Origin of the sequence: Chryseobacterium mulctrae (assembly GCF_006175945.1) — a bacterium.
Lineage (GTDB): Bacteria > Bacteroidota > Bacteroidia > Flavobacteriales > Weeksellaceae > Chryseobacterium > Chryseobacterium mulctrae.
In genome coordinates, this window is record NZ_VAJL01000001.1 from 772,701 (window position 1) to 796,042 (window position 23,342).

Annotated in this window: 22 protein-coding genes; 5 read left to right on the forward strand and 17 right to left on the reverse strand. The window is 33.5% G+C overall.

Translation table 11 applies throughout. The features are described from left to right. Positions 1-137: 137 nt before the first annotated feature. The 11 genes from rpsA to FDY99_RS03425 form a co-directional block, all read right to left on the reverse strand. Positions 138-1,928, reverse strand: a complete 1,791-nt coding sequence (rpsA, locus tag FDY99_RS03375) for a 30S ribosomal protein S1 (protein ID WP_074231631.1) — start codon at positions 1,926-1,928, stop codon at positions 138-140. Between the two features lie 266 nt (positions 1,929-2,194). After that, positions 2,195-3,025: a hypothetical protein gene (locus FDY99_RS03380; protein ID WP_139419170.1), complete on the reverse strand. Its 831-nt coding sequence runs from the start codon at positions 3,023-3,025 to the stop codon at positions 2,195-2,197. Positions 3,026-3,027: 2 nt separating this feature from the next. Further along, a complete protein-coding gene (locus FDY99_RS03385) occupies positions 3,028-3,870 on the reverse strand; it encodes a hypothetical protein (protein ID WP_139419172.1) in 843 nt (280 codons plus the stop codon). A gap of 11 nt (positions 3,871-3,881) precedes the next feature. Then, positions 3,882-4,667, reverse strand: a complete 786-nt coding sequence (locus tag FDY99_RS03390) for a hypothetical protein (RefSeq protein WP_139419174.1) — start codon at positions 4,665-4,667, stop codon at positions 3,882-3,884. A 221-nt stretch (positions 4,668-4,888) separates the two neighbouring features. Then, entirely contained in the window at positions 4,889-5,608 is a 720-nt protein-coding gene (rluF, locus tag FDY99_RS03395) for a 23S rRNA pseudouridine(2604) synthase RluF (protein ID WP_139419176.1), read from the reverse strand. Continuing rightward, complete coding sequence (locus tag FDY99_RS03400; protein ID WP_139419177.1) at positions 5,608-6,183, reverse strand: hypothetical protein; 576 nt, start codon at positions 6,181-6,183, stop codon at positions 5,608-5,610. The genes rluF and FDY99_RS03400 overlap by 1 nt, the downstream gene beginning before the upstream one ends. Continuing rightward, a complete protein-coding gene (gene truB, locus FDY99_RS03405; RefSeq protein ID WP_139419179.1) occupies positions 6,180-6,878 on the reverse strand; it encodes a tRNA pseudouridine(55) synthase TruB in 699 nt (232 codons plus the stop codon). Before truB ends, FDY99_RS03400 begins: the two co-directional genes overlap by 4 nt. Beyond that, positions 6,878-7,333 (reverse strand): hypothetical protein, encoded by a 456-nt coding sequence (locus FDY99_RS03410; RefSeq protein WP_139419181.1) that lies wholly within the window; start codon positions 7,331-7,333, stop codon positions 6,878-6,880. Before FDY99_RS03410 ends, truB begins: the two co-directional genes overlap by 1 nt. 4 nt (positions 7,334-7,337) lie before the next feature. Next, entirely contained in the window at positions 7,338-8,156 is an 819-nt protein-coding gene (locus FDY99_RS03415; protein WP_102979422.1) for an undecaprenyl-diphosphate phosphatase, read from the reverse strand. 99 nt (positions 8,157-8,255) lie between these two features. After that, a complete protein-coding gene (locus tag FDY99_RS03420) occupies positions 8,256-8,552 on the reverse strand; it encodes a DUF3098 domain-containing protein (protein ID WP_074231623.1) in 297 nt (98 codons plus the stop codon). A gap of 2 nt (positions 8,553-8,554) precedes the next feature. Then, positions 8,555-9,451 carry a cell division protein FtsX gene (locus FDY99_RS03425; protein ID WP_139419183.1) on the reverse strand — a complete coding sequence of 299 codons (897 nt, stop codon included), beginning with the start codon at positions 9,449-9,451 and terminating at the stop codon, positions 8,555-8,557. Between the two features lie 91 nt (positions 9,452-9,542). Between FDY99_RS03425 and rsmA the strand changes: the two genes are divergently transcribed. Both rsmA and FDY99_RS03435 read left to right on the forward strand, forming a co-directional pair. Beyond that, complete coding sequence (rsmA, locus tag FDY99_RS03430) at positions 9,543-10,313, forward strand: 16S rRNA (adenine(1518)-N(6)/adenine(1519)-N(6))-dimethyltransferase RsmA (protein WP_139419185.1); 771 nt, start codon at positions 9,543-9,545, stop codon at positions 10,311-10,313. A 582-nt stretch (positions 10,314-10,895) separates the two neighbouring features. Beyond that, a complete protein-coding gene (locus tag FDY99_RS03435) occupies positions 10,896-12,491 on the forward strand; it encodes a peptide chain release factor 3 (protein ID WP_139419187.1) in 1,596 nt (531 codons plus the stop codon). Between the two features lie 84 nt (positions 12,492-12,575). Here FDY99_RS03435 and FDY99_RS03440 read toward each other — a convergent pair whose 3' ends face one another. Together FDY99_RS03440 and FDY99_RS03445 are read right to left on the reverse strand one after the other, a co-directional pair. After that, a complete protein-coding gene (locus tag FDY99_RS03440; RefSeq protein ID WP_139419189.1) occupies positions 12,576-14,900 on the reverse strand; it encodes a reprolysin-like metallopeptidase in 2,325 nt (774 codons plus the stop codon). Positions 14,901-14,911: 11 nt separating this feature from the next. After that, positions 14,912-15,406: a hypothetical protein gene (locus FDY99_RS03445; protein WP_139419190.1), complete on the reverse strand. Its 495-nt coding sequence runs from the start codon at positions 15,404-15,406 to the stop codon at positions 14,912-14,914. A gap of 220 nt (positions 15,407-15,626) precedes the next feature. Between FDY99_RS03445 and FDY99_RS03450 the strand changes: the two genes are divergently transcribed. After that, positions 15,627-16,541: a DUF4349 domain-containing protein gene (locus FDY99_RS03450; protein WP_139419191.1), complete on the forward strand. Its 915-nt coding sequence runs from the start codon at positions 15,627-15,629 to the stop codon at positions 16,539-16,541. Positions 16,542-16,682: 141 nt separating this feature from the next. Here the strand turns inward: FDY99_RS03450 and FDY99_RS03455 are convergent, their stop codons facing one another. Both FDY99_RS03455 and FDY99_RS03460 read right to left on the reverse strand, forming a co-directional pair. Further along, positions 16,683-17,048, reverse strand: coding sequence for a hypothetical protein (locus FDY99_RS03455; RefSeq protein ID WP_115950923.1), 366 nt, complete (start codon positions 17,046-17,048; stop codon positions 16,683-16,685). A gap of 25 nt (positions 17,049-17,073) precedes the next feature. Next, positions 17,074-18,213 carry an acyl-CoA dehydrogenase gene (locus FDY99_RS03460; RefSeq protein ID WP_079464901.1) on the reverse strand — a complete coding sequence of 380 codons (1,140 nt, stop codon included), beginning with the start codon at positions 18,211-18,213 and terminating at the stop codon, positions 17,074-17,076. Positions 18,214-18,452: 239 nt separating this feature from the next. On the opposite strand from FDY99_RS03460, the gene FDY99_RS03465 reads away from it, so the two are divergent. After that, positions 18,453-20,231, forward strand: coding sequence for an AMP-dependent synthetase/ligase (locus tag FDY99_RS03465; RefSeq protein WP_139419194.1), 1,779 nt, complete (start codon positions 18,453-18,455; stop codon positions 20,229-20,231). A 236-nt stretch (positions 20,232-20,467) separates the two neighbouring features. Here the strand turns inward: FDY99_RS03465 and FDY99_RS03470 are convergent, their stop codons facing one another. Then, complete coding sequence (locus FDY99_RS03470) at positions 20,468-21,244, reverse strand: zinc ribbon domain-containing protein (protein WP_074231614.1); 777 nt, start codon at positions 21,242-21,244, stop codon at positions 20,468-20,470. Between the two features lie 2 nt (positions 21,245-21,246). Further along, positions 21,247-22,344: a Nif3-like dinuclear metal center hexameric protein gene (locus FDY99_RS03475; protein ID WP_139419196.1), complete on the reverse strand. Its 1,098-nt coding sequence runs from the start codon at positions 22,342-22,344 to the stop codon at positions 21,247-21,249. A gap of 59 nt (positions 22,345-22,403) precedes the next feature. Here FDY99_RS03475 and FDY99_RS03480 point away from each other — a divergent pair, with 59 nt between their 5' ends. Then, positions 22,404-23,231, forward strand: coding sequence for an ion transporter (locus FDY99_RS03480; RefSeq protein WP_102979414.1), 828 nt, complete (start codon positions 22,404-22,406; stop codon positions 23,229-23,231). The last annotated feature ends 111 nt before the right edge of the window (positions 23,232-23,342 follow it).

Genomic DNA, 23,342 nt, shown 5'->3' on the forward strand with positions numbered 1-23,342 from the left:
GTTTAAGATTAAGATAAAAGAAAGAATATTAATAGTAATAAATAAAACAGCTATCTTAGAAATGAGACAGATCGTTTATCTTTAAAATAAAAAACCACTCTTTCGAGTGGTTCTTATGATAAAAAATGATTGTCGGATTATTTGCCTCCTTCCATTTTCTTTTTCAATTCTGCTAAAGCATCGATGTCTCCAAGAGTTGATCTTTCTTCGTTGTTTGAAGAAGAAGAAACATTTCTAGAAGAAGATTCTTTCACATTCTTTTTCTCTTCGTCTCTGAAGATACCTGTGTGAGAAACTACTACTCTCTTGAATTCTTTGTTGAATTCGATTACTTTAAACTGAGCATCTTCACCTTTCTTGATTTTAGATCCGTCTTCCTTCTCTAATAATCTTGATGGGCAGAAAGCTTCAACTTCAGCATCTTCGAATTGTACAGAAGCACCTTTATCGTGTACTTCTACAGCTTTACCAGCATGTACAGTTCCTTCAGCATATTTAGTTTCAAATTTATCCCAAGGGTTTTCTTGAAGTTGTTTGTGACCTAGAGATAATCTTCTAGCCTGGATGTCTAATTCTAGAACTACAACATCTAATTTATCACCAACTGCACAGAACTCAGATGGGTGCTTGATTTTCTTAGTCCAAGAAAGATCAGAGATATAGATTAATCCATCAATACCTTCTTCCAATTCTACGAATACACCGAAGTTTGTAAAGTTTCTTACAGTTCCAACGTGTTGAGAACCTACTGGATACTTAGCTTCGATATTTTCCCATGGATCTTTAGATAATTGTTTCATACCTAAAGAGATTTTTCTGTCTTCTCTATCAAGAGTAAGTACTTCAGCTTCCACTTCGTCACCTACTTTTACGAAATCTCCTGCGCTTCTCAAGTGAGTAGACCAAGACATTTCAGAAACGTGGATTAATCCTTCTACACCTGGAGCGATCTCAACGAATGCACCATAGTCAGCAAGAACTACCACTTTTCCTTTTACTTTATCACCAACTTTCATGTCAGCAGAAAGAGCATCCCAAGGATGAGCTTCTAATTGCTTCATACCTAATTGGATTCTTGTTTTCTCATCATCAAAATCAAGGATAACAACTTTTACAGTCTGTCCGTCCTCAAGGATTTCAGATGGGTGGTTCACTCTAGACCAAGAAAGGTCTGTAATGTGGATCAATCCATCAACACCTCCTAAGTCGATGAATACACCGTAAGAAGTAATATTCTTAACAGTACCTTCAAGAACCTGACCTTTTTCAAGCTGAGCGATGATTTCTTTTTTCTGACCTTCGATATCTGCTTCGATCAATGCTTTGTGAGATACAACTACGTTTTTGAACTCAGGGTTGATTTTCACAACTTTGAACTCCATAGTTTTACCTACGAACTGATCGTAATCTTTGATTGGCTTAACATCAATTTGAGAACCAGGTAAGAATGCTTCGATTCCGTGTACGTCAACAATCATACCTCCTTTAGTTCTAGACTTAACAAAACCGTTAACGATTTCTCCAGTTTCGTGAAGCTCATTTACTCTATCCCAAGCTTTAAGCGTTCTAGCTTTTCTGTGAGATAACTGTAACTGACCTGTTTTGTCTTCTCTTCTGTCAACCATTACTTCTACTACATCACCAACGCTTAAACCTGGGTTGTAACGGAATTCGTTAAGAGAAATAACACCTTCAGATTTGAAGTCGATGTCTACGATAGCTTCTTTGTCAGTTAATCTTACAACTTTACCAGTGATAACGTCGTTATCGTTTAAGCTGCTAAGAGATCCGTTGTAGATTTCTTCAAGATCACTTTTTTCTTTTCTCGCATCTGCATCAAGACCTGATTCGAAAGAATCCCAATCAAATTGTTCTGGTGCTACGTTTTGGTTTAATAAAACCTCTGCTGAATTTGTCTCTTTTGACATTTTCTAATAAAATTTGTATTCCTTCTTTTTTAATGGTCTGAATAAATGTGGTTTTAAAAAATACGGAAGTAATTAATTTATAATAATTTACCTTTTCAGACCTGTCCACAAAAAGTGACTGCAAAAGTACGAAAAAAACTTGAAATTACACATATGTTTATTTCCAATTAATCTAACAGGAAAAACAAAATTATTTTAAAAACAAAACAGATGAGCAATAATGCTCATCCGTTAAAAAACACAAATTATGATAAAATCATATTTTCTTAATTAATCGATTCCACAACAGTCGTATTAAGAGATATTTTACCTAAAAAGCTACTCATGTTGTCGCAAGTAGTTGCATTGTCAGACCTTGTCGCAGCTCCTCCGTACACTACTTTTTGCGTTGTTGAATTAGATGTGGAAGATATATTTCGCGCCATAACTTTTATTGAATGATTACCTATAGATAAATTATTTACAACTCCATTCAAAATAAATTTATGCCATGAACAAGTAAAGTTTTCTTTTTGTTTATGGTATTTTCTTACTACAACAAGTACATCATCAACAAAAATACCGATAGCATATTCATAATATTCATTAACAGAAGCATCAAGCTGCGTCATTCCTTCAACTGTAAAGGCAAAAGAATTATTGGTTCTCGTAAATGCTTTTGAATCTGTTACTCCCAGAGAAGTCCATCCGGCTGTACCTGATCCTAAGTTGATAGCTCCAGGATTAAAACCGGTGATAATCGTACTTGCTGAAGAAGAAACAGAACTTATATTAACGACATCTAATTTGGGTTGAAGCCGCTCTTTTGTATATAAAGAATTCCATCGATCAACTTCAAAATACGTTACTGTTTGTGGCAAAGATGATGTAGAATTGGTGTTAAAAACTATATTTCCATTTTGAGGATTTTGTACTGTAGTAACATCCATATTTGAAGTTAAAGGAATTCTTGGAAGCAAAAATCCTTTTTTGTCTGAATCTAATTTCAAGACAGCCGTATTATCCAAAGCAGGTGTGGCTTTATCTGTAATTACAACTTGTGAAAAAAACAAATTAGGTATCGCTGCTAAAACAATTATATTAAATATTTTTTTCATGATTAGTAAGGTAATGGTTGATTAACTAAAACTATGGCACTTATTTTTGCTTCATCATTGGAGATGTTACTGCAACTTGCTCCTTTTTGTCCGTAATTAATAGTTGCCGTTGTTGTACTCGATCTATTCATCACAGCAAATTTTAGATTATGGGTACCTACGATGAGGTTATTTACAAGACCTGTTATAGTAAACTCTCGGAACGCACATGAATTATCTACATTCATCGTAGCTGATTTTGATGAAATTAACTTATCATCTACAAAAATCCCCAAACCATACGTAACACTTTCGCTACTTGATGACGCATTATTTAATTGCAGCATTCCGGTAAAAGTAATAACCGCATTATTTGTAGGTCTGTCAATTACAAAACTGAATACTGAAGGATCTGTAATCTCTACCCAAGGATTTGCCAAAAGACTTCCATTCACAAATGAATTGACCGAGGTGGCATCTGCCGGATAATTACTTGTAGCAACACCAGTATTGTAAATTTTAGAATAATACTTAGTAATTCCTAAAATCAAATTGATATTAGCTGAACTAAAATAAAAAACCCATTTTGTTCCGTCCCAATAATATAAACCTTTTCCACCTGGGAAACCTGCATTAGTATTGTACACCATTAAAGACTCTGTAGGTTTTGCAATCATAAAGCTATAATCTGAAACATTGCTTGGGTTTAGCGAAATTTTCGGCAACATAAAACCCTTATTTCCAGATACGAGATCTAAAATCGCAGATTCATTTGGTACATCAGTTCCAATCCCTACCGATCCATTTTGTCCGTAAATATTGTATCCTAATATTAAAAAGAGGAATAGTAAATAATTTTTTTTCATGGATTTGTGTTTTAAGATTTTTCGGTTAATTTGATAAACATATTTATCTTAGACATATCTGCATTCACAGAAGAAGAGGCTGCACCACCAAATTTCCAACTGGTTGCATTAGGGTAATTATTAACTCTCATTGTAACATACGTTTTTATTGTATGGCTACCTAGACTAAGATTTTTGAACACTGTATTGATCGAAAAGAAATCATATTGAAATGTGCGCCCATAATTGGAAGAATAGTTTCTTACACCCGAAAGTTTACCATCTACAAAAATACCAATGGCATAAGTGTATGTACTGGCAGGACTCAAATCAGTATTATTAGCCTGAACCATACCTTCAGTAATTACAAAAATGGTATTATTAGCCTGGGTAATCGTAATATCTTTAGAAAGACCTGGTATTTCTGTCCAAACTGAACCTGGTACAGAATTTTCGGCATACATCAATGCTCCTGAAAGTGTGCTCAAATCTACTGCTGAAGAGCTTGATGTGCTATAAGAGACCGTTAAACCAAGTACTGAATAAATATTTTGAGAATCTACAAGTTCATTCCATTTATTAATTTCCCAAAAATTAAATCCTTTTTTACCTGGAGCATTATTATATGCTAATAATCCAAGACTAGGAGTAGTGGTAACTGGTGAAGCTAGATTGAGATTTGGAATATTAAGATTAGGAATTAAAACCCCTTTGTTAGAAGAATAAGTTTTTAGAAGTAAATCATCTTCTACAACAATAGCACCTATCCCTACTTGAGCACATATGTTTTGTAGAAAAAACAGGTATAAAAGCACCACTTTAGCTAGAAGTTTTTTTTTCATCATCGTGTATTAAATTAAAATTGTGTTTTCATAACTATCAAAAAATCTTAAAGGTACTTTAAGGATTTTCCAAATACATCTATGCAAATCTATAATTTAAACACAAATAAATCAACAATTTATCCATTATATTTGACTTTATTGATAAATTCAATAATCTACAGCAAATTAATAGAGAAACTAGCTACCTATATTTATTAAAAAGTTTTGCTAGAGCCGTCCAGCAAGTCATTCAGAGCAGAAAATTCTTCCGGAGTAAGGTCTCTCCATTTTCCCAAAGGAATATCAAGTTTGATATTCATGATTCTTATACGCTTCAGCTTTTTTACTTCATATCCTAAAAATTCGCACATTCTTCTGATCTGACGGTTGAGACCTTGTGTCAAAACAATACGAAAAGTCATATCATCAATCTTTTCAACCTCACATTTCTTAGTTATCGTATCTAAAATTGGAACCCCATTGCGCATTTTTTCCAAAAACTTTGGGTTGATAGGCTTATCAACTCTTACAAGATATTCTTTCTCGTTATTGTTTTTAGATCTCAATATTTTGTTAACGATATCACCATCACTTGTCAACAAAATCAAACCTTCACTTGGTTTATCTAATCTTCCGATTGGGAAAATTCTCTGCGGATGATTGATATACTCAATGATATTATCTCTTTCACGTTTTGTATCGGTAGTACAAACAATTCCTACAGGTTTGTTGAAAGCAATATAAATAGGCTTTTCCTGAGATTCACGGATAGGTTTTCCGTCAACTTCCACTACATCTTCGTCTGAAACTTTTGTTCCCAGTTCAGGAATTTGTCCGTTTATTTTTATTCTTCCTTCTTCCAAAAGCTTATCTGCCGCTCTTCTTGAGCAGTAACCAACCTCAGAAAGATATTTATTGATACGTGTTTTTTCCATTATTCTATTCCTTCTACTGTGTAATTTTTGTTGCTGAAAATCGTGATTCCGTAACTTAGTCCTATAAAAAAAGGATTATTATTTCCCACTTTATGACCTTCGAAAAACAGCCCGCCTTCCTGACTTAATCTTTTTGAATACGAAACCTGAATACCAAGTCTGGCTCCCCAAAATTCTGAGTCTGAAACAGCAGAATTGTTTATCTGTTTGCCATAATTAAGATCAATATAAAAAGGCTGATCTCCCGGATTAAAAATAATTTTGGGCTGAATCATCCAATAAACCAAATGATAATTATCTTCTATAAAACTATATTTCAAGCCTGTTCCCAATGCAAAATTAGGAAGAAAATTGTAACCTCCAATTGCGGTAATGCCATAACTGATCTTTCGTTTTGCTTCTGGCTGAATATATTGAGTATTATTGGGTAATTGCTTTTCTTTTTTTAAGTTTAAACCTACATTTAGAGAAGGATTAAAATAAAAACCCATTTTAGGCTTCTTTGAATCGTCAACTTGCGAAAATGCTGTTATTGAAAACAGTAAAGCTAAGATCAATAATAAATTTTTAATCATAAATTTTCAAATCTATATTCGTTTTCTAAAAAATCGCTGGTTCCATCTTCAATTTTATAATCCCCGATTTTTGTTCTTCTCAATTGGGTAAGATAACCTCCTACTCCTAATTCCTGGCCGATATCGTGTGCTAAACTTCTGATATAAGTTCCTTTTGAACAACCCACTGTAAAACTCACCAAAGGAAAATTGATTTCAACATCTTTGATGTAATGAATGGTTGTTTTTCTGGATTTCATTTCAACCTCCTCTCCTACTCTTGCCAAATTGTACGCTCTTGCTCCATCAATTTTAATTGCAGAATAAATCGGCGGTTTCTGATCTATTTCACCTAAAAATTTGTCTAAAGCATTTTTTACATCTTCTTCGGTTACATTTGAAATATCCTGATGAAGAATTTCAGGTTTTTCGGTGTCGTAAGATTCGGTTTGTACACCTATTTTTATTTCGGTCCAATATTCTTTTGGAGCATCCTGTATTTCAGGGATTTTTTTTGTGAATTTTCCTGTACAGACAATCAGTAATCCAGTCGCACGCGGATCTAAAGTTCCGGCATGACCAATTTTGAATTTTTTCGGAAGATCAAATTCTCTTTTGAGTTTATATTTCATTTTATTGACCGCCTGAAAAGAAGTCCAATCCAAAGGTTTGTCTAATAAAAATATGTGTCCTGACTGTAATTCTTCAGCTGTCATTATTTTAAAATTTCAGTAATAAAAACTAATTTAGGTTGCTGACTCAGTTTTTGTTCACAATCCTTTGATTCAAGATTGCTAATAAGACATTTTTTACCGTCAGCTGAATAAGATATTTTTTGAAAAGGATAAATCGAATTATTCGGGGCAATATTAACCGTATATTTTGCAGGAAGATTGATTTTATAAATCTTATCATTTATTCTATTAATAGGCTTGTGAAAACATTTACCTTCTTTATAATATTTCGGAAAAGCTTTATGTTCTAAATTTTCATCATTAACCAACTCTTTGCAGAACAAAATATTGTTTGGTAATTTATTTCCACTTAATTCAACAAAAATTTCTTTTTCTTGGTCTGTATTGTTTTTTACAAAAAGTACATGAGCCGGAGAACAGGAAATGGTAGAAATACCAAACAATAATCCAATCAAAAAATTTAAATAAAATTTCATGAATTTATTTAAAGTAATAAAAATAAATCAACAATGCGACTCCTACAAAAATACGATACCAACCCCAAGGTTTGAAACCATATTTGTTTAAAACTCCGATAAATGCTTTGATTGCGATAAGTGCTGTAATAAATGCAACAATATTTCCAACAATAAAAATCATAATGTGATCCTGAGATTGTAAAATCATCTCATAACCTTTCATCGGGTTTGCAGTTGTTTTACCCCAGGTTTTTACAAAAACAGAGTAAACCGTCACCGCCAACATGGTAGGAACAGCCAAAAAGAAAGAAAATTCTGCCGCCGCTTTTCGTGATAAACCTTGTGTCATCCCTCCAATAATGGAAGCTGCACTTCTACTTGTTCCGGGCATCATCGCAAGACACTGCCAAAAACCAATGGTCACTGCTTTTTTTATTGAAATATCTTTCTCGTCATTGATAACCGGATTTTTAAACCATTTATCAGCAAACAATAAAACGACTCCACCTAAAACCAAAACTGAGGAAATTGCAATCTGATTTCCCAACACAGCCTCAATCATATCATCAAAAATATATCCTAAAACCAAAGCCGGAATCACTGCAAAACCTAATTTATAATAAAACTTAAGGTTTTTAAAGTCAAAAAACTTTTTCCAATAGGCAACGACTACCGATAAAATAGCTCCAAACTGTATGGAAACCTGAAACATTTTTAGAAATTCGGTTTCTTCTAAGCCCATCAAATTGGCGGTAAAACCCATGTGAGCAGTAGATGAAATGGGTAAGTATTCTGTAAGTCCTTCTACGATGGCAATGATTATTGCTTTGATTAAATCCATTTTTGTTTAATTCAAAAAATATTAAAAGATTAAAAACAGCAAAAGATTCAAATTAATATTCAAATCTTTTACTGTCTTACTTTTTATTGTAAAAAAATTTTATTTCCTTTTTAAAATTGCGTAGACTTCAATCACAAAACCAGTCACCACAAGAAGAGGAGCAATTCTGATTCTTCTGATTGAAAAAATGTCGTCGTTCCAGACATTGGGATCTAGTTTTCCGTCAACCGTATTTGCATCTGGACCCATCATCAGAAGAAAACCAACTACGATACACGCAAGACCAATCAGCATCCATTTAAAATTCTGCTTACCGAAGTAAAAAGTATTTTCGTCGGAAACTTTTGTTTCGTTACCAAAATCTGATGCCGAAAATTTATTTGTTTTTTTGCTCATTTTTAAGAATAATATAAATCGTCAACATTAGACCTTAAGAATCTCCATGTTGCAATAATTGTACTTAATACGGTGATGAATAAACCTACACCAAATATAGAAACCACCAACCAAATATACTGATTCGTATCTTGTACGAAAGGTGTTTTGATCGCTGTTGTAAAATAATACCAAACTCCGAAAAGTGCTAAAAGACCGATAACTGCACCAAGAACTCCTAAAACAAGTGCTTCTTTGATGAATGGCGTTAAAATAAATCTTCGTTTTGCACCCACCAACTGCATGGTTTTGATGATAAATCTTTTTGAAAAAACCTTCAGACGAATTGAATTGTTAATCAATACAATCGCTAAAACCAAGAACAATACACAGAATCCTAAAATCCATTTTAAAATTTTATTCAGGTTGTCATATATTTTCTGAGAATCGGTATCGTTTTTCACATCTTTTATTCCGGGAACTGCCTTCAGTTCTTTTAATACACTTGCTGTTTTAATAGAATCTGTATAACCCGCTTTTAACGAAACTTCTACAGAGGCAGGATAAATATCTTCTTCAAAAAGCGCTTCCGTATCAATTCCCAAACTCTTTTTAGCTTCAGCAGTAGCCATTTTTTTGGTAATGTATTTGGTACGTTTTACCGCTTCCATTTTACTGATTAATTCAACAGCAACGGCTTCTTGTTTTGCAATTTTAGCAGAATCTTTGATGTCGTAATTTTCATCAAAATAAGCATTTACTACAAGCTGCTCTTTTAAATAGTCGGAATATTTTTGAGCATTGATTAAAATAAGCCCCATTAATCCCAACAAAAACAGCACTAATGCGATACTTACTACGACAGTAATATTGCTGGATCGAAGCCTTTTCTTATTAAACTCATCTACAGATTTAGCCATTAATATTAAAATTTTTGGCTAAATTAGAAAAAATCTTCCGAAATTTGGGACGAATTAGAGAAAATCATTGTTAACGAAATCATAAAAAACTTTGAGTGTAAAAGCAAAAAAACATCTCGGTCAACACTTTTTGACCGACGAAAATATCGCCAGGAAAATTGTAGAAGGACTGAGCTTTGAAAACTACGGAAACGTACTCGAAGTAGGTCCCGGAATGGGAGTTCTTACCAAATATCTTATTGAAAAAGAACAAAAAGTATATCTTGCAGAGATCGATACAGAATCTATCGAATACCTGAAACAGCATTACGAAAAAATAACCGAAGAAACCTTTGTAGGAGATTTTCTAAAGCATGATTTTGCAGGTTTAGAAAATGAACAAATCGCAATTATCGGAAATTTCCCTTATAATATTTCGTCACAGATTTTATTTAAAATCATCGATTATTATGAGCAGATTCCTGAAATGTTAGGAATGTTCCAGAAAGAAGTTGCAGAGAGAACTGCCGCTGTTCCAAGAACAAAAGATTACGGAATTTTGTCTGTTTTAATTCAGGCTTACTATGATGTAAAATATCTTTTCACGGTACATGAGAATGTTTTTAATCCGCCACCGAAAGTAAAATCGGGCGTGATAAGACTGACCAGAAATCCTAAAGAAGGTCTTGCCGGAAATGAAGTTTTGTTTAAGCAAATAGTAAAAGCAGGGTTTAATCAAAGAAGAAAAAAATTATCTAATGCACTGAAAGTTTTAAATATTCCTGAAGCGTTAAAAACTCACGAATTTTTAGATAAAAGAGCTGAAGAGCTTAGTGTCGCAGATTTTATTTCTTTCACCACACTTTGGAAAGAAAATCAATAAACAAAAAATGCCTTTCAAATTCTGAAAGGCATTTTTTTATTTAATATTGAGAGTTACTCACGGTTTTTCAACATGATCCAACCCGATTGATTCATTTGAGTTTTAGACTTATTGTATTCAAAATTAAATTTGTACCAATACGTTGCAGTCGGCAATCTCTTGTTCTTTTAATTCTTACTCTTACAGTATAATTTGTATTGTTTAAAAGTTCCAGGAAAACATTAAAATCCTGCCAAACAAACCACCATCAATAGAATATTCAAGAGTTTGCGCAATATTATTGATTGAAGGTGTGTAAGCAGTTACCGTCAAAGTATTATCAGAATAATTAAGATTTGTTACATATGGTAAAGCTGCTATTTAGAAACGACAACATGTAAGATTTGTTACACACATTATATTATAAAAATTAAATTCCAAACAAAACTGATGTAATAAAAACTTTTAAGAAAAGATGTTTTTTACTAAAAAATAAAGTATCTGCAAAATCAACATTCATCTGAAAACATATTTTAACAACCTTGAAAATGTAATTTTCAGAATTCGATTAAATTCACGATTTTTGCAAATTCAAAATACGATATGTCAGACTTAATCAAAGAAATAGAAAAAAGAAAAACCTTCGGAATTATCTCTCACCCCGATGCCGGAAAAACCACTCTTACAGAAAAGTTACTGCTTTTTGGAGGAGCAATTCAGGAAGCAGGTGCGGTAAAATCCAATAAAATAAAAAAAGGAGCCACTTCCGATTTCATGGAAATTGAAAGGCAGAGAGGAATCTCGGTAGCAACTTCCGTGTTGGCTTTTGAATATAGAGATCATAAAATCAATATTTTGGATACTCCGGGTCACAAAGATTTTGCTGAAGATACTTATAGAACTTTAACAGCCGTAGATTCTGTAATCGTTGTAATTGACGTTGCAAAAGGAGTTGAGGAACAGACCGAAAAACTTGTTAAAGTTTGCAGAATGAGAAACATCCCGATGTTGGTTTTCATCAATAAGCTTGACCGTGAAGGGAAAGATGCTTTCGATTTGCTGGATGAAGTTGAACAAAAATTGGGATTAACCGTTTGCCCGCTTTCTTTACCAATTGGTATGGGGAGCGATTTCCAGGGAATTTATAATATTTGGGAAAACAATATTCAGTTATTCTTAGAAGAGAAAAAACAGAAAGTAGGTGATGCAATTAAGTTTGATGACATTAATGATCCTAAAATTGATGAAGTTATTGGCGAAAAACCAGCACAAAATTTAAGAGAAGAACTCGATTTGATACAATCTGTTTATCCTGAATTCAATCGTGAAGATTATATGAAAGGAGATTTGCAGCCAGTCTTCTTTGGTTCAGCTTTAAATAATTTTGGTGTTCGTGAATTGTTGGATGCTTTTATCGACATTGCACCAATGCCACAGCCAAAAGAAAGTGATACCCGTTTGGTAAAGCCTGAAGAAAATACTTTTACAGGATTTGTTTTCAAGATTCACGCAAATATGGATCCTAAACATAGAGACAGACTTGCTTTCGTGAAAATTGTTTCGGGAACTTTCAAAAGAAACGAAAATTATTTGTTGGTAAGAGAAGGTAAGAAAATGAAATTCTCTTCTCCGAACGCATTTTTTGCAGATAAAAAAGAAGTGGTTGATGAAAGTTTTCCTGGAGATATCGTCGGTCTTCATGACACAGGAAGTTTCAGAATTGGAGATACATTAACCGGAGGTGAAAAATTGAGCTTCAAAGGAATTCCTAGTTTCTCTCCAGAACATTTCAGATATATTAATAACAATGATCCTTTAAAGGCAAAACAATTGGCAAAAGGTATTGATCAATTGATGGACGAGGGTGTTGCTCAGTTATTTACACTTGAAATGAACAACAGAAAGATTATCGGAACTGTTGGAGCACTTCAGTACGAAGTTATTCAATATCGTTTAGAGCACGAATATGGTGCAAAATGCACCTATGAGCCTCTTTCTATGCACAAAGCTTGTTGGGTAGAAGCAGACGAAAAATCTGAAGAATTCAAAGAATTTGCAAGATTAAAGCAGAGATTTTTAGCAAGAGATAAATATAACCAATTAGTTTTTTTGGCAGACTCTTCGTTTACAATTCATATGACACAAGAAAAATTCCCGAATGTGAAACTACATTTCATCAGTGAATTTAAGAATGCTTAAAAATTAATTTAAGTTAGTTTTATAAAAAATAAAAACCCGTTAAGCAATTAAACTTAACGGGTTTCTTATTTGAAATTAATATTTCTATTTATTCAGCATGAGTAATTTTTTAACAATTTTCTCACCCATCAATTCAACTTCAATCATGTAAGTTCCAGATGGTACGCCTCTTAAATCAATTTTCTCTAAATGATCAGAGAAGAAAAGACGATTTCTCTTAGGTATAACAAGCTTACCGTCCATTGCATAAATGGTATATGAAAATGGATATGGAGCTTGTGGTATAAGTCTAGGGAAATCTAATTTAATATAAACAATACCATCATTCGAAGGAACCGGATAGATCATTAAACCATCATATACAGGAGAAGGAGCAGTTCCCGGAGTTCCCGGAGTTCCTGGAGTTCCTGGATTAGGTGGTACTACAACAGCAGAAGAAGTCACCGTAAAGTTTTGAGAATTTACATTCAAAAACACATTATCTACAGCCTTGACCATAATTCTCGCATTAGTACTATTTCCTAAGCCTCCAGGAACAGTAATTGCATGGCTTCCGTCATTAGGGGTACTCGCAATCAAGACATGAGGAAAAGTAACACCTCCATCAGTAGATAACAAAATACTTACATTAGGTGTACTCACAGGCGCCGCTGTTGTATTGGCTACATTCCAGGTGATTGTTTGCGACTGTCCTTCAGCCCAAACCACCCCTGCAGTATTTTGAGAGGTTACCACGAAAGGCCCGGCTGTACTTACAACAGTAAGCTTTACATCATCACGACCATTTTGTCCTCCTAATACATTATTATCTCTTACCAGAACTGAAAAGTTAAGGTCTCTTGCAACAGAAGGAAGAACTTCCCAAGTACTTACTGTAGATGGGGCTACAATTACAGGTAATTTTGGAAAATATCTATAATTGACCGTTGTCGGAGTAATAGATCTAAATAATGGACCTGCCGCAAGAGTAGAAGTTGGTGGCGCAGTAGCAGTTACCGCTCCTGGATCTATTTGTTCCCATGTGTAAGTAAGTGAATCATTATTAGCATCTGTTGCTGAAGCTGTTAAAACAAATGGCGTACTTTTAGGAATGCTCTTATCTAAGCCTGCATTTACAATTGGCTCCGCATTATTTATTGGTGTTTTTTCACCGCAAGTAGAAGGTGATCCTGTTCCAGTAAGCGTTGTATACATTTCTCTTATACTAACTGCGTGGTAATAAGCATCACTATTACTTTGAACATTTGGAGCACAAATTCCTGCATATCCCATAATAGTGCTTGCACTTCCCGGCTCTATAGACGTAGGAGCATTTCTATTACAGCCGTTATTTTGAGTATGCATAGCTCCAAATTGGTGTCCCATTTCGTGAGCTACAAAATCAATCACAAAAGGGTCACCCACAGGCACTACACAACCAGTAACTCCGCCAGCTTTTCTTGTTCCACATACTGATGGCGTTGCAGCCAAGCCATTATTATTATTTGCATTATCTACTTTAAAAAATAAATGCCCAATATCATAGTTAGCTGCCCCGATAACAGAATTTGTAACCGTTATATTTTCACTAAGCATTTGAGTTGCACTCAAGTTATCAAAAGTATCGGTACTGATGAAAAATAATGCATCCGTATTAGATATCAATTGTAATCTTATAGACATATCTCTCTCAAAAACCTCATTAAGGCGAGTAACTGCTAGATTGACAGCAGCAAGTACCGCAGCTTTTTTCTGAGCATTAGTTCCTGAGCCAACACCTGCTTGGCCTGCAATATATGCTGTATATTCTATAGTGGTAGTAATTGAAAGTCTATATTTTCTTTTAAGTCCGTCAATAACAGTTTTTTGGGCAACAGCAACTGCTTCTTTCATTTCACTATCACCATTGAAAAGACATTCAAACTGATTTAAAGATGATGCTTTTTTTCTATCATACAATTTATAGATTTGGTTATCTTTTGTATAAGAATCAATATAATAAATACCCTCATTGTTTCTAACCATACCATTGAAACCAAAATAAGGATCAATAGTAAATCTTAAACTCGATGATTTATCTCCTTTTTTAAATCCAACATAAGATCTTACTTCAGAATATCTGTCCTGAAGATCCGGATGCATTGTCGAAGATTCAAAAATTTCATATGTATCAAAATTTCCTACAAGATTTGGAAAATTTAGCACAATTCCTTTACGAGTAGACTGTTGATCTATGTCAGGTGCATTTTTAAGTTTACTTTGAATTTCGTTGATATTTAAAGTAAACAGAGAATAATCTGTAACTTTTACATTATTCTCACGCACTTCACTGGTGATTTTAGAATTAAATTTCTTCCAGTTATTTTGCTGAGCAAAACTGGCGACTGAAAACACAAGTAAAGTACTCAGAATGAGTAATTTTTTCTTCATATTTTATCTTTTTAAATATTTAGGGGTATAAGTTTAACATTTGAAGGGATATTTCCCTTTAATCTCAAAATCAATATTGGGTTTTTTTGTTTATTTGATAAATATTCGTCGTTTTTTATTTCTTTATAATACACATTCAAAACAGAATTTTTTTCTTCAATTCTTACTACATTAATATCTCCGTATTTTAGTTTTTTCAATAGTGGTTTCAATACAATAAAAAATTCATTATCAAAAAGTGTTGGTATAGGTTCAGATCGGGAAAACTTTCCATCCTCTAATTTTCCGTAAAGATCTAAAGTTTGATCAAATGTTGCAAGAATCATAAATTCTTTCAAATCAATATCCTTATTTAATCTTCTAACTTCTGAAAAATCAATAAAACTCTCCTTTGCAATCATTACTGTATTTGTTTTCATATCACTTGTAGGTTGAACAGAATTGCCGCAATTCAATACTGCAACGAGCCATAAAAACGAAAATATTACCAATCCAACGTTTTTCATTATGAAAGTCTTAAAAAGCAAAGGTAAATATTATTATATTTCTAATGAATATTTTCTTTTAACATTTTTAACATTTAACTAAAATTTTTGTAAAACACTTACAAAAATTTTACAAATTATTGATTTTCAAAGATATAAAAATTTACTAAAATCATACATTTCTTTTACAAGCATTACAAAAACTTCACTCTTAATTTTACTTCAACAAAAAAATAATCTTATGAAAAAGTTCATTGTACTAGTTGCAGTATCAAGCGTATTTGTAATGTGTAAAAAAGGTGAAGCAACGCAACCTCAGTTAGAAAACGCAATTAACAGCGCAGATAGTGCTGTTGCAAATGTTAGTGAGAAAATCAATTCAGTTAATAATGAAGCAGAAGCGGTATTCGACTCTGCAAGTATTAAAATTAAAGATTTCGAGAAAACAAAAAGCGAAGCTATTCAAAAGATGGAGGCAACTTCAAAAAGCGTTGATTCTTTATCAGAAAAAATAAGCAGTATGAAACTGGAATCAAAAACAGAAAAGAAAGATTCTCTTCATAAAATTGTGGTCAATGTTCCGGCTACGAAAGTGATTAAAGAAACAAAAATCATTTACAGAGACAAACATAAACAAGTAGAAAAAATTTCTCAGAACAAAATGCAGAAAACAGGAATTTTGGAACTGAATGTAAACGATGCTGAAACAGCCAAAGAAACCGTAAAAGAGTTAGTGAAAAAATATGACGGATTTGTAAAAAGTGAAAATACTTCTCTTAATAACAACGATACAAAAATCGCTTATCTGAAAGTAAAAGTTCCGATTCAGAAATTTGATTATCTGATGGATGACCTTAGTTTTAATATTGGAAATGTAGAAAATAAAGGAATTGATGTGAGCGGGCAATATTTTGTAAACAATACGCTATGTGATATGGAAATTACGTTGTACGGAACTTCTGAAGCTGCGTTGGTAAAAGCAAAACCTGAAACATTTGGAGGAAAATCTTTAGCCGCAGTCTCTTCCGGCTGGAATGTAATTACCTCAATTTTCCTGTTTATTCTTCCGCTTTGGCCACTTTTTGTAATTGCCGGGATTGGTTACTATTTCTACAAAAAGAAAAGCAACAAACAGTCTGGAAATCAACCAAACTAGATTATTATTAAATTTTAAGCAAATTTTAAGAAGAGAAATGATAAAGTTTAAGTTTTTCCTTTTAAATTTATCACTTCATAATTTTATTAATATTGTGATTTGGTGTAAAAGAAAAGGCTCTCAATTGAGAGCCTTTTCCATTTATTTCATATTGACTATCTTATCTACAACATATCTTGTGTTTCCTCTCCAAGGAAGTGATCCTTTGTATTCTTTATAATGAAGATCAAAGTTTTTACCGCTGTTGAGCTCCAGTTGTTTGAAAACTTCGGGATCAGATACAGAAAATTCAAACTCATAGCTTGTAATGGTTCCTGTTTTACCTCCTCCAAAACCTTCCTGAATCAATTTGCCTTCGTACGTTTTAAAAACATACCCTTTTTTAATGGCATAATTGAGATATCCTGATTTTACGCCTTCTCCGAAAACGAAGAAAAACTTATACCAAACGAAAACTCCTACAAGAAGTAAAACGACTCCTAAAGTAATCCACAAAGATTTTTTCATAAGATAGTGTTTGATGTTTTTTTAATTACTTAGAAATACTTCTAGAAATCACAATTTTTTGGATTTCAGAAGTTCCTTCATAAATCTGGGTGATTTTTGCATCACGCATCATTCTTTCTACGTGATATTCTTTCACATATCCGTATCCACCGTGAATTTGTACAGCTTCAATGGTAGTATCCATTGCAACCTGAGAAGCGTATAATTTTGCCATTGCTCCACTTTCAGAAATATCTTTTCCGGCATCTTTTTCACAAGCCGCTTTAAAGCAAAGCATTCTTGCAGCCGTAATCTGAGTAGCCATATCTGCCAATTTGAAAGCAATCGCCTGGTGATTGATAATTTCAGTCTTGAAAGCTTTTCTTGTTTTAGCATATTTCAAAGCCAATTCGTAAGCTCCTGAAGCAATACCTAAAGCCTGAGAAGCAATACCGATTCTACCACCGTTCAAAACAGCCATTGCAAAATTGAATCCGAAACCGTCTTCACCGATTCTGTTTTCTTTCGGTACTTTTACGTTGTTGAAAAGCAAAGAATGCGTATCACTTCCTCTGATTCCTAGTTTGTCTTCTTTCGTTCCGATTTCGAAACCTTCCCAACCTCTTTCAACAATAAATGCGTTGATTCCTTTATGTTTTTTCTCAGGATTAGTTTGTGCAATTACGATATAATAAGATGCAGTTCCACCATTTGTAATCCAGTTTTTAATACCATTTAATAAATAGTAGTCTCCTTTATCTTCAGCAGTAGTTTGTTGAGATGTCGCATCAGAACCCGCTTCAGGCTCAGATAAAGCAAAAGCTCCGATTACCTGTCCGCTTGCAAGAGGGGTAAGATATTTTACTTTTTGCTCTTCAGAAGCAAATTTTTCAAGTCCAGCGCAAACCAAAGAGTTATTTACAGACATTACCACAGCTGCAGAAGCATCCACTTTTGCAATCTCTTCCATTGCCAAAACGTAAGAAACGCTATCCATTCCTGCACCACCGTATTTTGGGTCAACCATCATACCTAAAAGTCCCATCTCCCCCATTTTCTTCACTTGCTCAGCTGGAAACTTCTGCTCACGGTCTCTTTCAATTACCTCAGGTAAAAGTTCGGTTTGTGCAAAATCTCTTGCTGCCTGCTGAATCATCAGCTGTTCTTCTGATAAATTAAAGTCCATAAAATTTTCTATTATATGGTGGCTAATTTACACTTTTTAAGCAAATCTGAAAATAGATTCATTAATTGAGAGTTAATGAAGGTTTCAAGCAGATTTGTAATTATTCAGAAGATATTATTTTAATTTGAATTATTAAAAGTATTATGACATACATTTTATTAAATTCTAAACAATAAGAACTTATTTCCCTAGTTAAAAAAAATTCTTATATTTAAAATCCTAACTATTATTTGAAAATTATGTCAATCAAAAGATTATTCGATATACCTCACTATGCTTTAGACCACTTCCCCAAAAGCGATATGTTTGTCACCAAATATCATGGTGAATGGAAAAAAACTTCCACACAGGAATTTATCAATCAGGGAAATAAAATTTCGAGAGGGCTTTTAAAACTAGGCATCAAACCTGGTGATAAAATCGCATTAATTACAACAAATTCCCGTACAGAATGGGCAGTGATGGATCTTGGGCTTTCTCAGATTGGGGTAGTTTCAGTTCCGGTCTATCCTAGTATTTCACCGGAAGACTATGAATTTATCTTTAATAATGCCGAAATAAAATACTGTTTTGTATCTGATAAAGAATTGCTTGCCAAAGTAATGAAGATCAAACATAATGTAGCAAGCTTGCAAGGTATTTTTACCTTTGATAATGTAAGCGGAGCTGCCAACTGGAAAGAAATTCTTGATCTGGGTGAAGACGATTCTACACAAATTGAAGTGGAAGATCTTTCCAAAGCAATCAATACCGAAGATTTGGCAACTTTAATCTATACTTCCGGAACTACAGGAAAACCAAAAGGAGTAATGTTGACGCATGAAAATATTGTCTCCAATGTTTTAGGTTCAATTCCTAGAATTCCAAAAAAGAAAAGTCTGGATTATAAAGACACCAGAGTATTAAGCTTTTTACCAATCTGTCATATTTTTGAGAGAATGTTGTTTTACCTTTTCCAATACAATGGTTTTTCTATCTATTTTGCCGAAAGCATCGAAAAAATGGGTGAAAATGTAAAAGAAGTAAAACCTCATTACATGAGTGTAGTACCTCGTTTGGTAGAAAAAGTGTATGATAAAATTTATAATACCGGTTCTAATGCAGGTGGTTTAAAACAGAAAATTTTCTTCTGGGCCTTACAATTGATTCAAAAAAAGAAAGAAGTTTCAAAACCTTCAGGATTGCAGGAAATTATAGCCGACAAACTGGTTTTCAAAAAATGGAGAGAAGGTTTGGGCGGTGAAATTATCACTTTAGTTTCGGGATCGGCAGCTTTGTCTTCCCGACTTAATTTAATGTTCCAAAATGCAGGAATTCCTATTTTGGAAGGTTATGGTCTGACTGAAACATCACCCGTAATTTCGGTAAACTCTTTCGGAAAAATGAAAGTGGGAACTGTAGGACATCCATTGGATAATTTAACCGTAAAAATTCAACAGGATGGAGAGATTACTGTAAAAGGACCTTCAGTTTTTAAAAGTTATTTTAAAAATGAGGAGCAAACCAAAGAGGCATTCACAGAAGACGGATATTTCAAAACCGGAGATATCGGTCACATCGACAGTGATGGTTTCCTGCAGATTACCGACCGTAAGAAGGAAATGTTTAAAACTTCCGGAGGTAAATATATTGCCCCACAAACGATTGAAAATTTAGCAAAAGCCTCGAAATTTATCGAACAGATTATGGTTGTTGGTGACGGCGAAAAAATGCCAACCGCTTTGGTACAACCCGATTTTGAATTTGCTAAAAACTGGGCAATGAGAAATAATCTGAACATCGGTACCACTTCGCAAGAGATTGCAAAAAGCCCTGAATTGAAAGCAAGAATAGAAAAAGAGATTGATGACATCAACGAACATTTAGGAAACTGGGAAAGAATCAAGAAAATTGAATTAACACCAGAAGTTTGGGGAATTGAAGCGGGACTTCTTACGCCGACTTTAAAGCTTAAACGTAAAGCGATTAAAGAAAAGTTTATTGATCTTTACAATAAGATGTATGAGCATCATGACTAAATAATATGAAGCCGTTTCTTTTGGAAGCGGCTTTTTTATCCTTTAGAGAATCTTTTTAAGTCTTGGTAGTTTTTAAACTAATACATCCATAGAACCACCCCGTCAAAAATTTCTTTGAAATTTTCGCCACCCCTCCAAAGGAGGTGAATTTAAATCATTGCTAACTTTCGCAATTAACATAAAAAAAGCTGTCTCAAAAATTTGAGACAGCTTTATATTCTTAATAAAACGAGTAATTAGAATTTAATTACAGATTTCATTTTTTCGTTTTCTTCCATTACCAATTCGTCATCTACAAGAATTTTTCCTGAATGCTCATCAATAATGATTTTCTTTCTCTGAGCAATTTCCATTTGCTTTTGAGGAGGGATTGTAAAGAATGATCCTTTCGGAGCACCTCTTTCAAGACCTACAACCGCTAAACCTGTAGAAGAGCTTGTTCTGATTCTGTGATAAGAAGCCAACAATCTTTCGTCGATTTTAGCAGCAAATTCTTTAGACTTTTCAAGAAGATATTCTTCTTCTTTCTGAGTTTCAGAAACAAGACCTTCCAATTCTTCTTTTTTGAATTTAAGGTGATTCTTCAAATCGTTGATTTTTGTAGTCAACTCATTCAAAGTTTCTTCTTTATGAGCAATTTTAGCTCCATATTCTTTGATTCTTTTTTCAGAAAGCTGAATTTCAAGTTCCTGATATTCTATCTCCTTTCCTAAAGCTTCAAATTCTTTATTGTTTCTTACGCTATCCTGTTGAGATTTGTATTTATCAATAAGTGTTTTTGCATGATTGATCACTTCATTTTTAGTATTGATTTGATCGTTCTGCTCTTTAATATCTGCATGAAATTTTTCAGCTCTTGTCTCAAGACCCTCAATTTCAATTTCAAGATCTTCAACTTCGATTGGCAATTCTCCTCTTGTGTTACGAATCTCGTCTAATCTTGAATCTATGATCTGTAAATCATATAAAGCTCTTAATTTTTCTTCAACTGAAATATCTGTTAAATTTGCCATATCTAAAGGAAATAATTTACTGGGTTTGTTTTTTCGCTAGAATTTAAGATTGCAAATGTACTAATTTTTTGTGATAAAATTTCAAATAATTGTTGAGCAACCCATTGTTCTGATTCATAATGTCCTACATCACAAAGCAATATTTTAGATTCTGCCTGAAAATAATCATGATATTTAAGATCGCCGGTGATGTATGCATCACATTTTTTTGCAAGAGCAGACTTTATTCCGCTTGCTCCGGAACCTCCCAAAACTCCTACTGTTTTTATTTTTTTACCTGTAAAGTCTGAATGTTTAATCACCTCAACATTAAATTTACCTTTAATAAATCTCAGAAAATCCTTTTCATCCATCTCCTGATCAAATTCGCCATACATTCCCAATCCTGAATATTGGTTTTCATTATCTAAAGAATAAATTTGGTGCGCCACTTCTTCATAAGGATGCACTTCTTTCATTGCTGCAATAATCTGATGTTGTTTATACCCCTCAAAAATTACAGAAATCATATTTTCATCTGCATTTTCTCTCACATTCTGTTGTCCTAAAAAAGGGTTTGAACCTTCAATCGGTCTGAAAGTACCGTTTCCTTCGGTTTTAAAACTACATTCATCATAAAAACCGATGTTTCCGGCTCCTGCCGAAAAAAGAGCTTCTTTCAACTGTTCAGAATAATCACTGGGAACATAAATATTTAACTGCTTTAAATTATTTTTCTTCGGTTGAAGTATCTTTAAATTTTTTAAACCTAAAGCATTGCAAATTCCTGCATTTACTCCAGAATAATCATTATCAAAAGCGGTGTGAATAGCATAAATAGCAACTTTATTTTCAATTGCTTTTAAAACCGCTCTTTCAACATAATTTTTGCCGGTAAGAGATTTTAAACCTGAAAAAATGATAGGATGAAAACACACCACAAGATTACAATTTTTGGCAATCGCTTCATCAATCACACTTTCTAAAGCATCATGACAAACTAAAACTCCGCTTACATTACGGCTAGGTAATCCGCACAGAAGTCCTACATTATCAAAATCTTCCGCCTGTGGCATTGCAATCTGTTTTTCTATAATAGAAATTACTTCTTTAATTGTCATTTTATTCTGTATGTTTGTGACGAAATTAGTTATAATTTAGTTAAAATAAAAAACACATCATGGAAAGAGAGCACAATCTTGTTCCTGGAGATAAACTTTGGAAGAGATTTTTGTTTAGGATCATTTACCGAGCAGATACAAAACTCGGAAAACTGTTTGATATTACGCTTTTATCGCTTATTTTGGTTAGCACTTTCATTATTATGATGGAAAGCGTGCCTAAACTTGATAAAAAATACCACGTTTATTTCATCATTTCTGAATGGGTGATCTCTGTATTTTTCACAGCAGAATATTGGGCAAGAATTGCTGTTTTAAAAAATAAGAAGCATTACATTTTCAGCTTTTTTGGTATTATTGATTTTCTTTCTTTGGTTCCGTTTTATCTGAGTTTCTTTTTTCCTGTGACCAAATATTTTCTGATCTTCAGAATGCTCAGAATGCTGCGTGTTTTCAGGGTTTTCAACCTGTTAGATTTTATGAATGATGGATCTGTCATTGTACGAGCTTTAAGAAACAGTTCAAGAAAAATATATATTTTCCTTTTATTTTTAATTATTTTTTCGGTGATCGTTGGTTCTCTGATGTTTATGGTGGAAGGCGGAAGACCTGGTTTTGAAACAATCCCGCAATCTATTTATTGGGCTGTAGTAACGGTAACAACAGTGGGTTATGGTGATGTTTCGCCGATCACTCCGATGGGGAAATTTTTTGCGGTTATTCTGATGCTTGCCGGTTATTCTATTATTGCGGTTCCTACAGGAATTGTAACGGCAGAAATGAGGAATAAAAGACAAAACTTGGAATTAGTCTGCGACCGATGCGGAAATGAGGATATTGATGATGATGCACGGTATTGTAAACAGTGTGGCAAGAAATTGGCATAATAGATTTTATACAAATTGACCTATTAACCAAAATCGACAAAATCATGGAACCACAAAAGAAAAATAAGCCGAATAGTTTAGTACTTATTCTATTTGCTTTAATCGTATTGA

Coding starts and splice junctions, on each gene's coding strand:
- FDY99_RS03475 (WP_139419196.1), bottom strand. CDS start 22,344: ATGACAATTAAAGAAGTAATTTCTATTATAGAAAAACAGATTGCAATG.
- FDY99_RS03445 (WP_139419190.1), bottom strand. CDS start 15,406: ATGAAAAACGTTGGATTGGTAATATTTTCGTTTTTATGGCTCGTTGCA.
- FDY99_RS03435 (WP_139419187.1), top strand. CDS start 10,896: ATGTCAGACTTAATCAAAGAAATAGAAAAAAGAAAAACCTTCGGAATT.
- FDY99_RS03425 (WP_139419183.1), bottom strand. CDS start 9,451: ATGGCTAAATCTGTAGATGAGTTTAATAAGAAAAGGCTTCGATCCAGC.
- truB (WP_139419179.1), bottom strand. CDS start 6,878: ATGACAGCTGAAGAATTACAGTCAGGACACATATTTTTATTAGACAAA.
- FDY99_RS03440 (WP_139419189.1), bottom strand. CDS start 14,900: ATGAAGAAAAAATTACTCATTCTGAGTACTTTACTTGTGTTTTCAGTC.
- rluF (WP_139419176.1), bottom strand. CDS start 5,608: ATGGAAAAAACACGTATCAATAAATATCTTTCTGAGGTTGGTTACTGC.
- FDY99_RS03465 (WP_139419194.1), top strand. CDS start 18,453: ATGTCAATCAAAAGATTATTCGATATACCTCACTATGCTTTAGACCAC.
- FDY99_RS03385 (WP_139419172.1), bottom strand. CDS start 3,870: ATGAAAAAAAATTATTTACTATTCCTCTTTTTAATATTAGGATACAAT.
- FDY99_RS03455 (WP_115950923.1), bottom strand. CDS start 17,048: ATGAAAAAATCTTTGTGGATTACTTTAGGAGTCGTTTTACTTCTTGTA.
- FDY99_RS03410 (WP_139419181.1), bottom strand. CDS start 7,333: ATGAAATTTTATTTAAATTTTTTGATTGGATTATTGTTTGGTATTTCT.
- FDY99_RS03380 (WP_139419170.1), bottom strand. CDS start 3,025: ATGAAAAAAATATTTAATATAATTGTTTTAGCAGCGATACCTAATTTG.
- FDY99_RS03420 (WP_074231623.1), bottom strand. CDS start 8,552: ATGAGCAAAAAAACAAATAAATTTTCGGCATCAGATTTTGGTAACGAA.
- FDY99_RS03460 (WP_079464901.1), bottom strand. CDS start 18,213: ATGGACTTTAATTTATCAGAAGAACAGCTGATGATTCAGCAGGCAGCA.
- FDY99_RS03400 (WP_139419177.1), bottom strand. CDS start 6,183: ATGATTAAAAATTTATTATTGATCTTAGCTTTACTGTTTTCAATAACA.
- FDY99_RS03450 (WP_139419191.1), top strand. CDS start 15,627: ATGAAAAAGTTCATTGTACTAGTTGCAGTATCAAGCGTATTTGTAATG.
- FDY99_RS03470 (WP_074231614.1), bottom strand. CDS start 21,244: ATGGCAAATTTAACAGATATTTCAGTTGAAGAAAAATTAAGAGCTTTA.
- rpsA (WP_074231631.1), bottom strand. CDS start 1,928: ATGTCAAAAGAGACAAATTCAGCAGAGGTTTTATTAAACCAAAACGTA.
- FDY99_RS03480 (WP_102979414.1), top strand. CDS start 22,404: ATGGAAAGAGAGCACAATCTTGTTCCTGGAGATAAACTTTGGAAGAGA.
- FDY99_RS03415 (WP_102979422.1), bottom strand. CDS start 8,156: ATGGATTTAATCAAAGCAATAATCATTGCCATCGTAGAAGGACTTACA.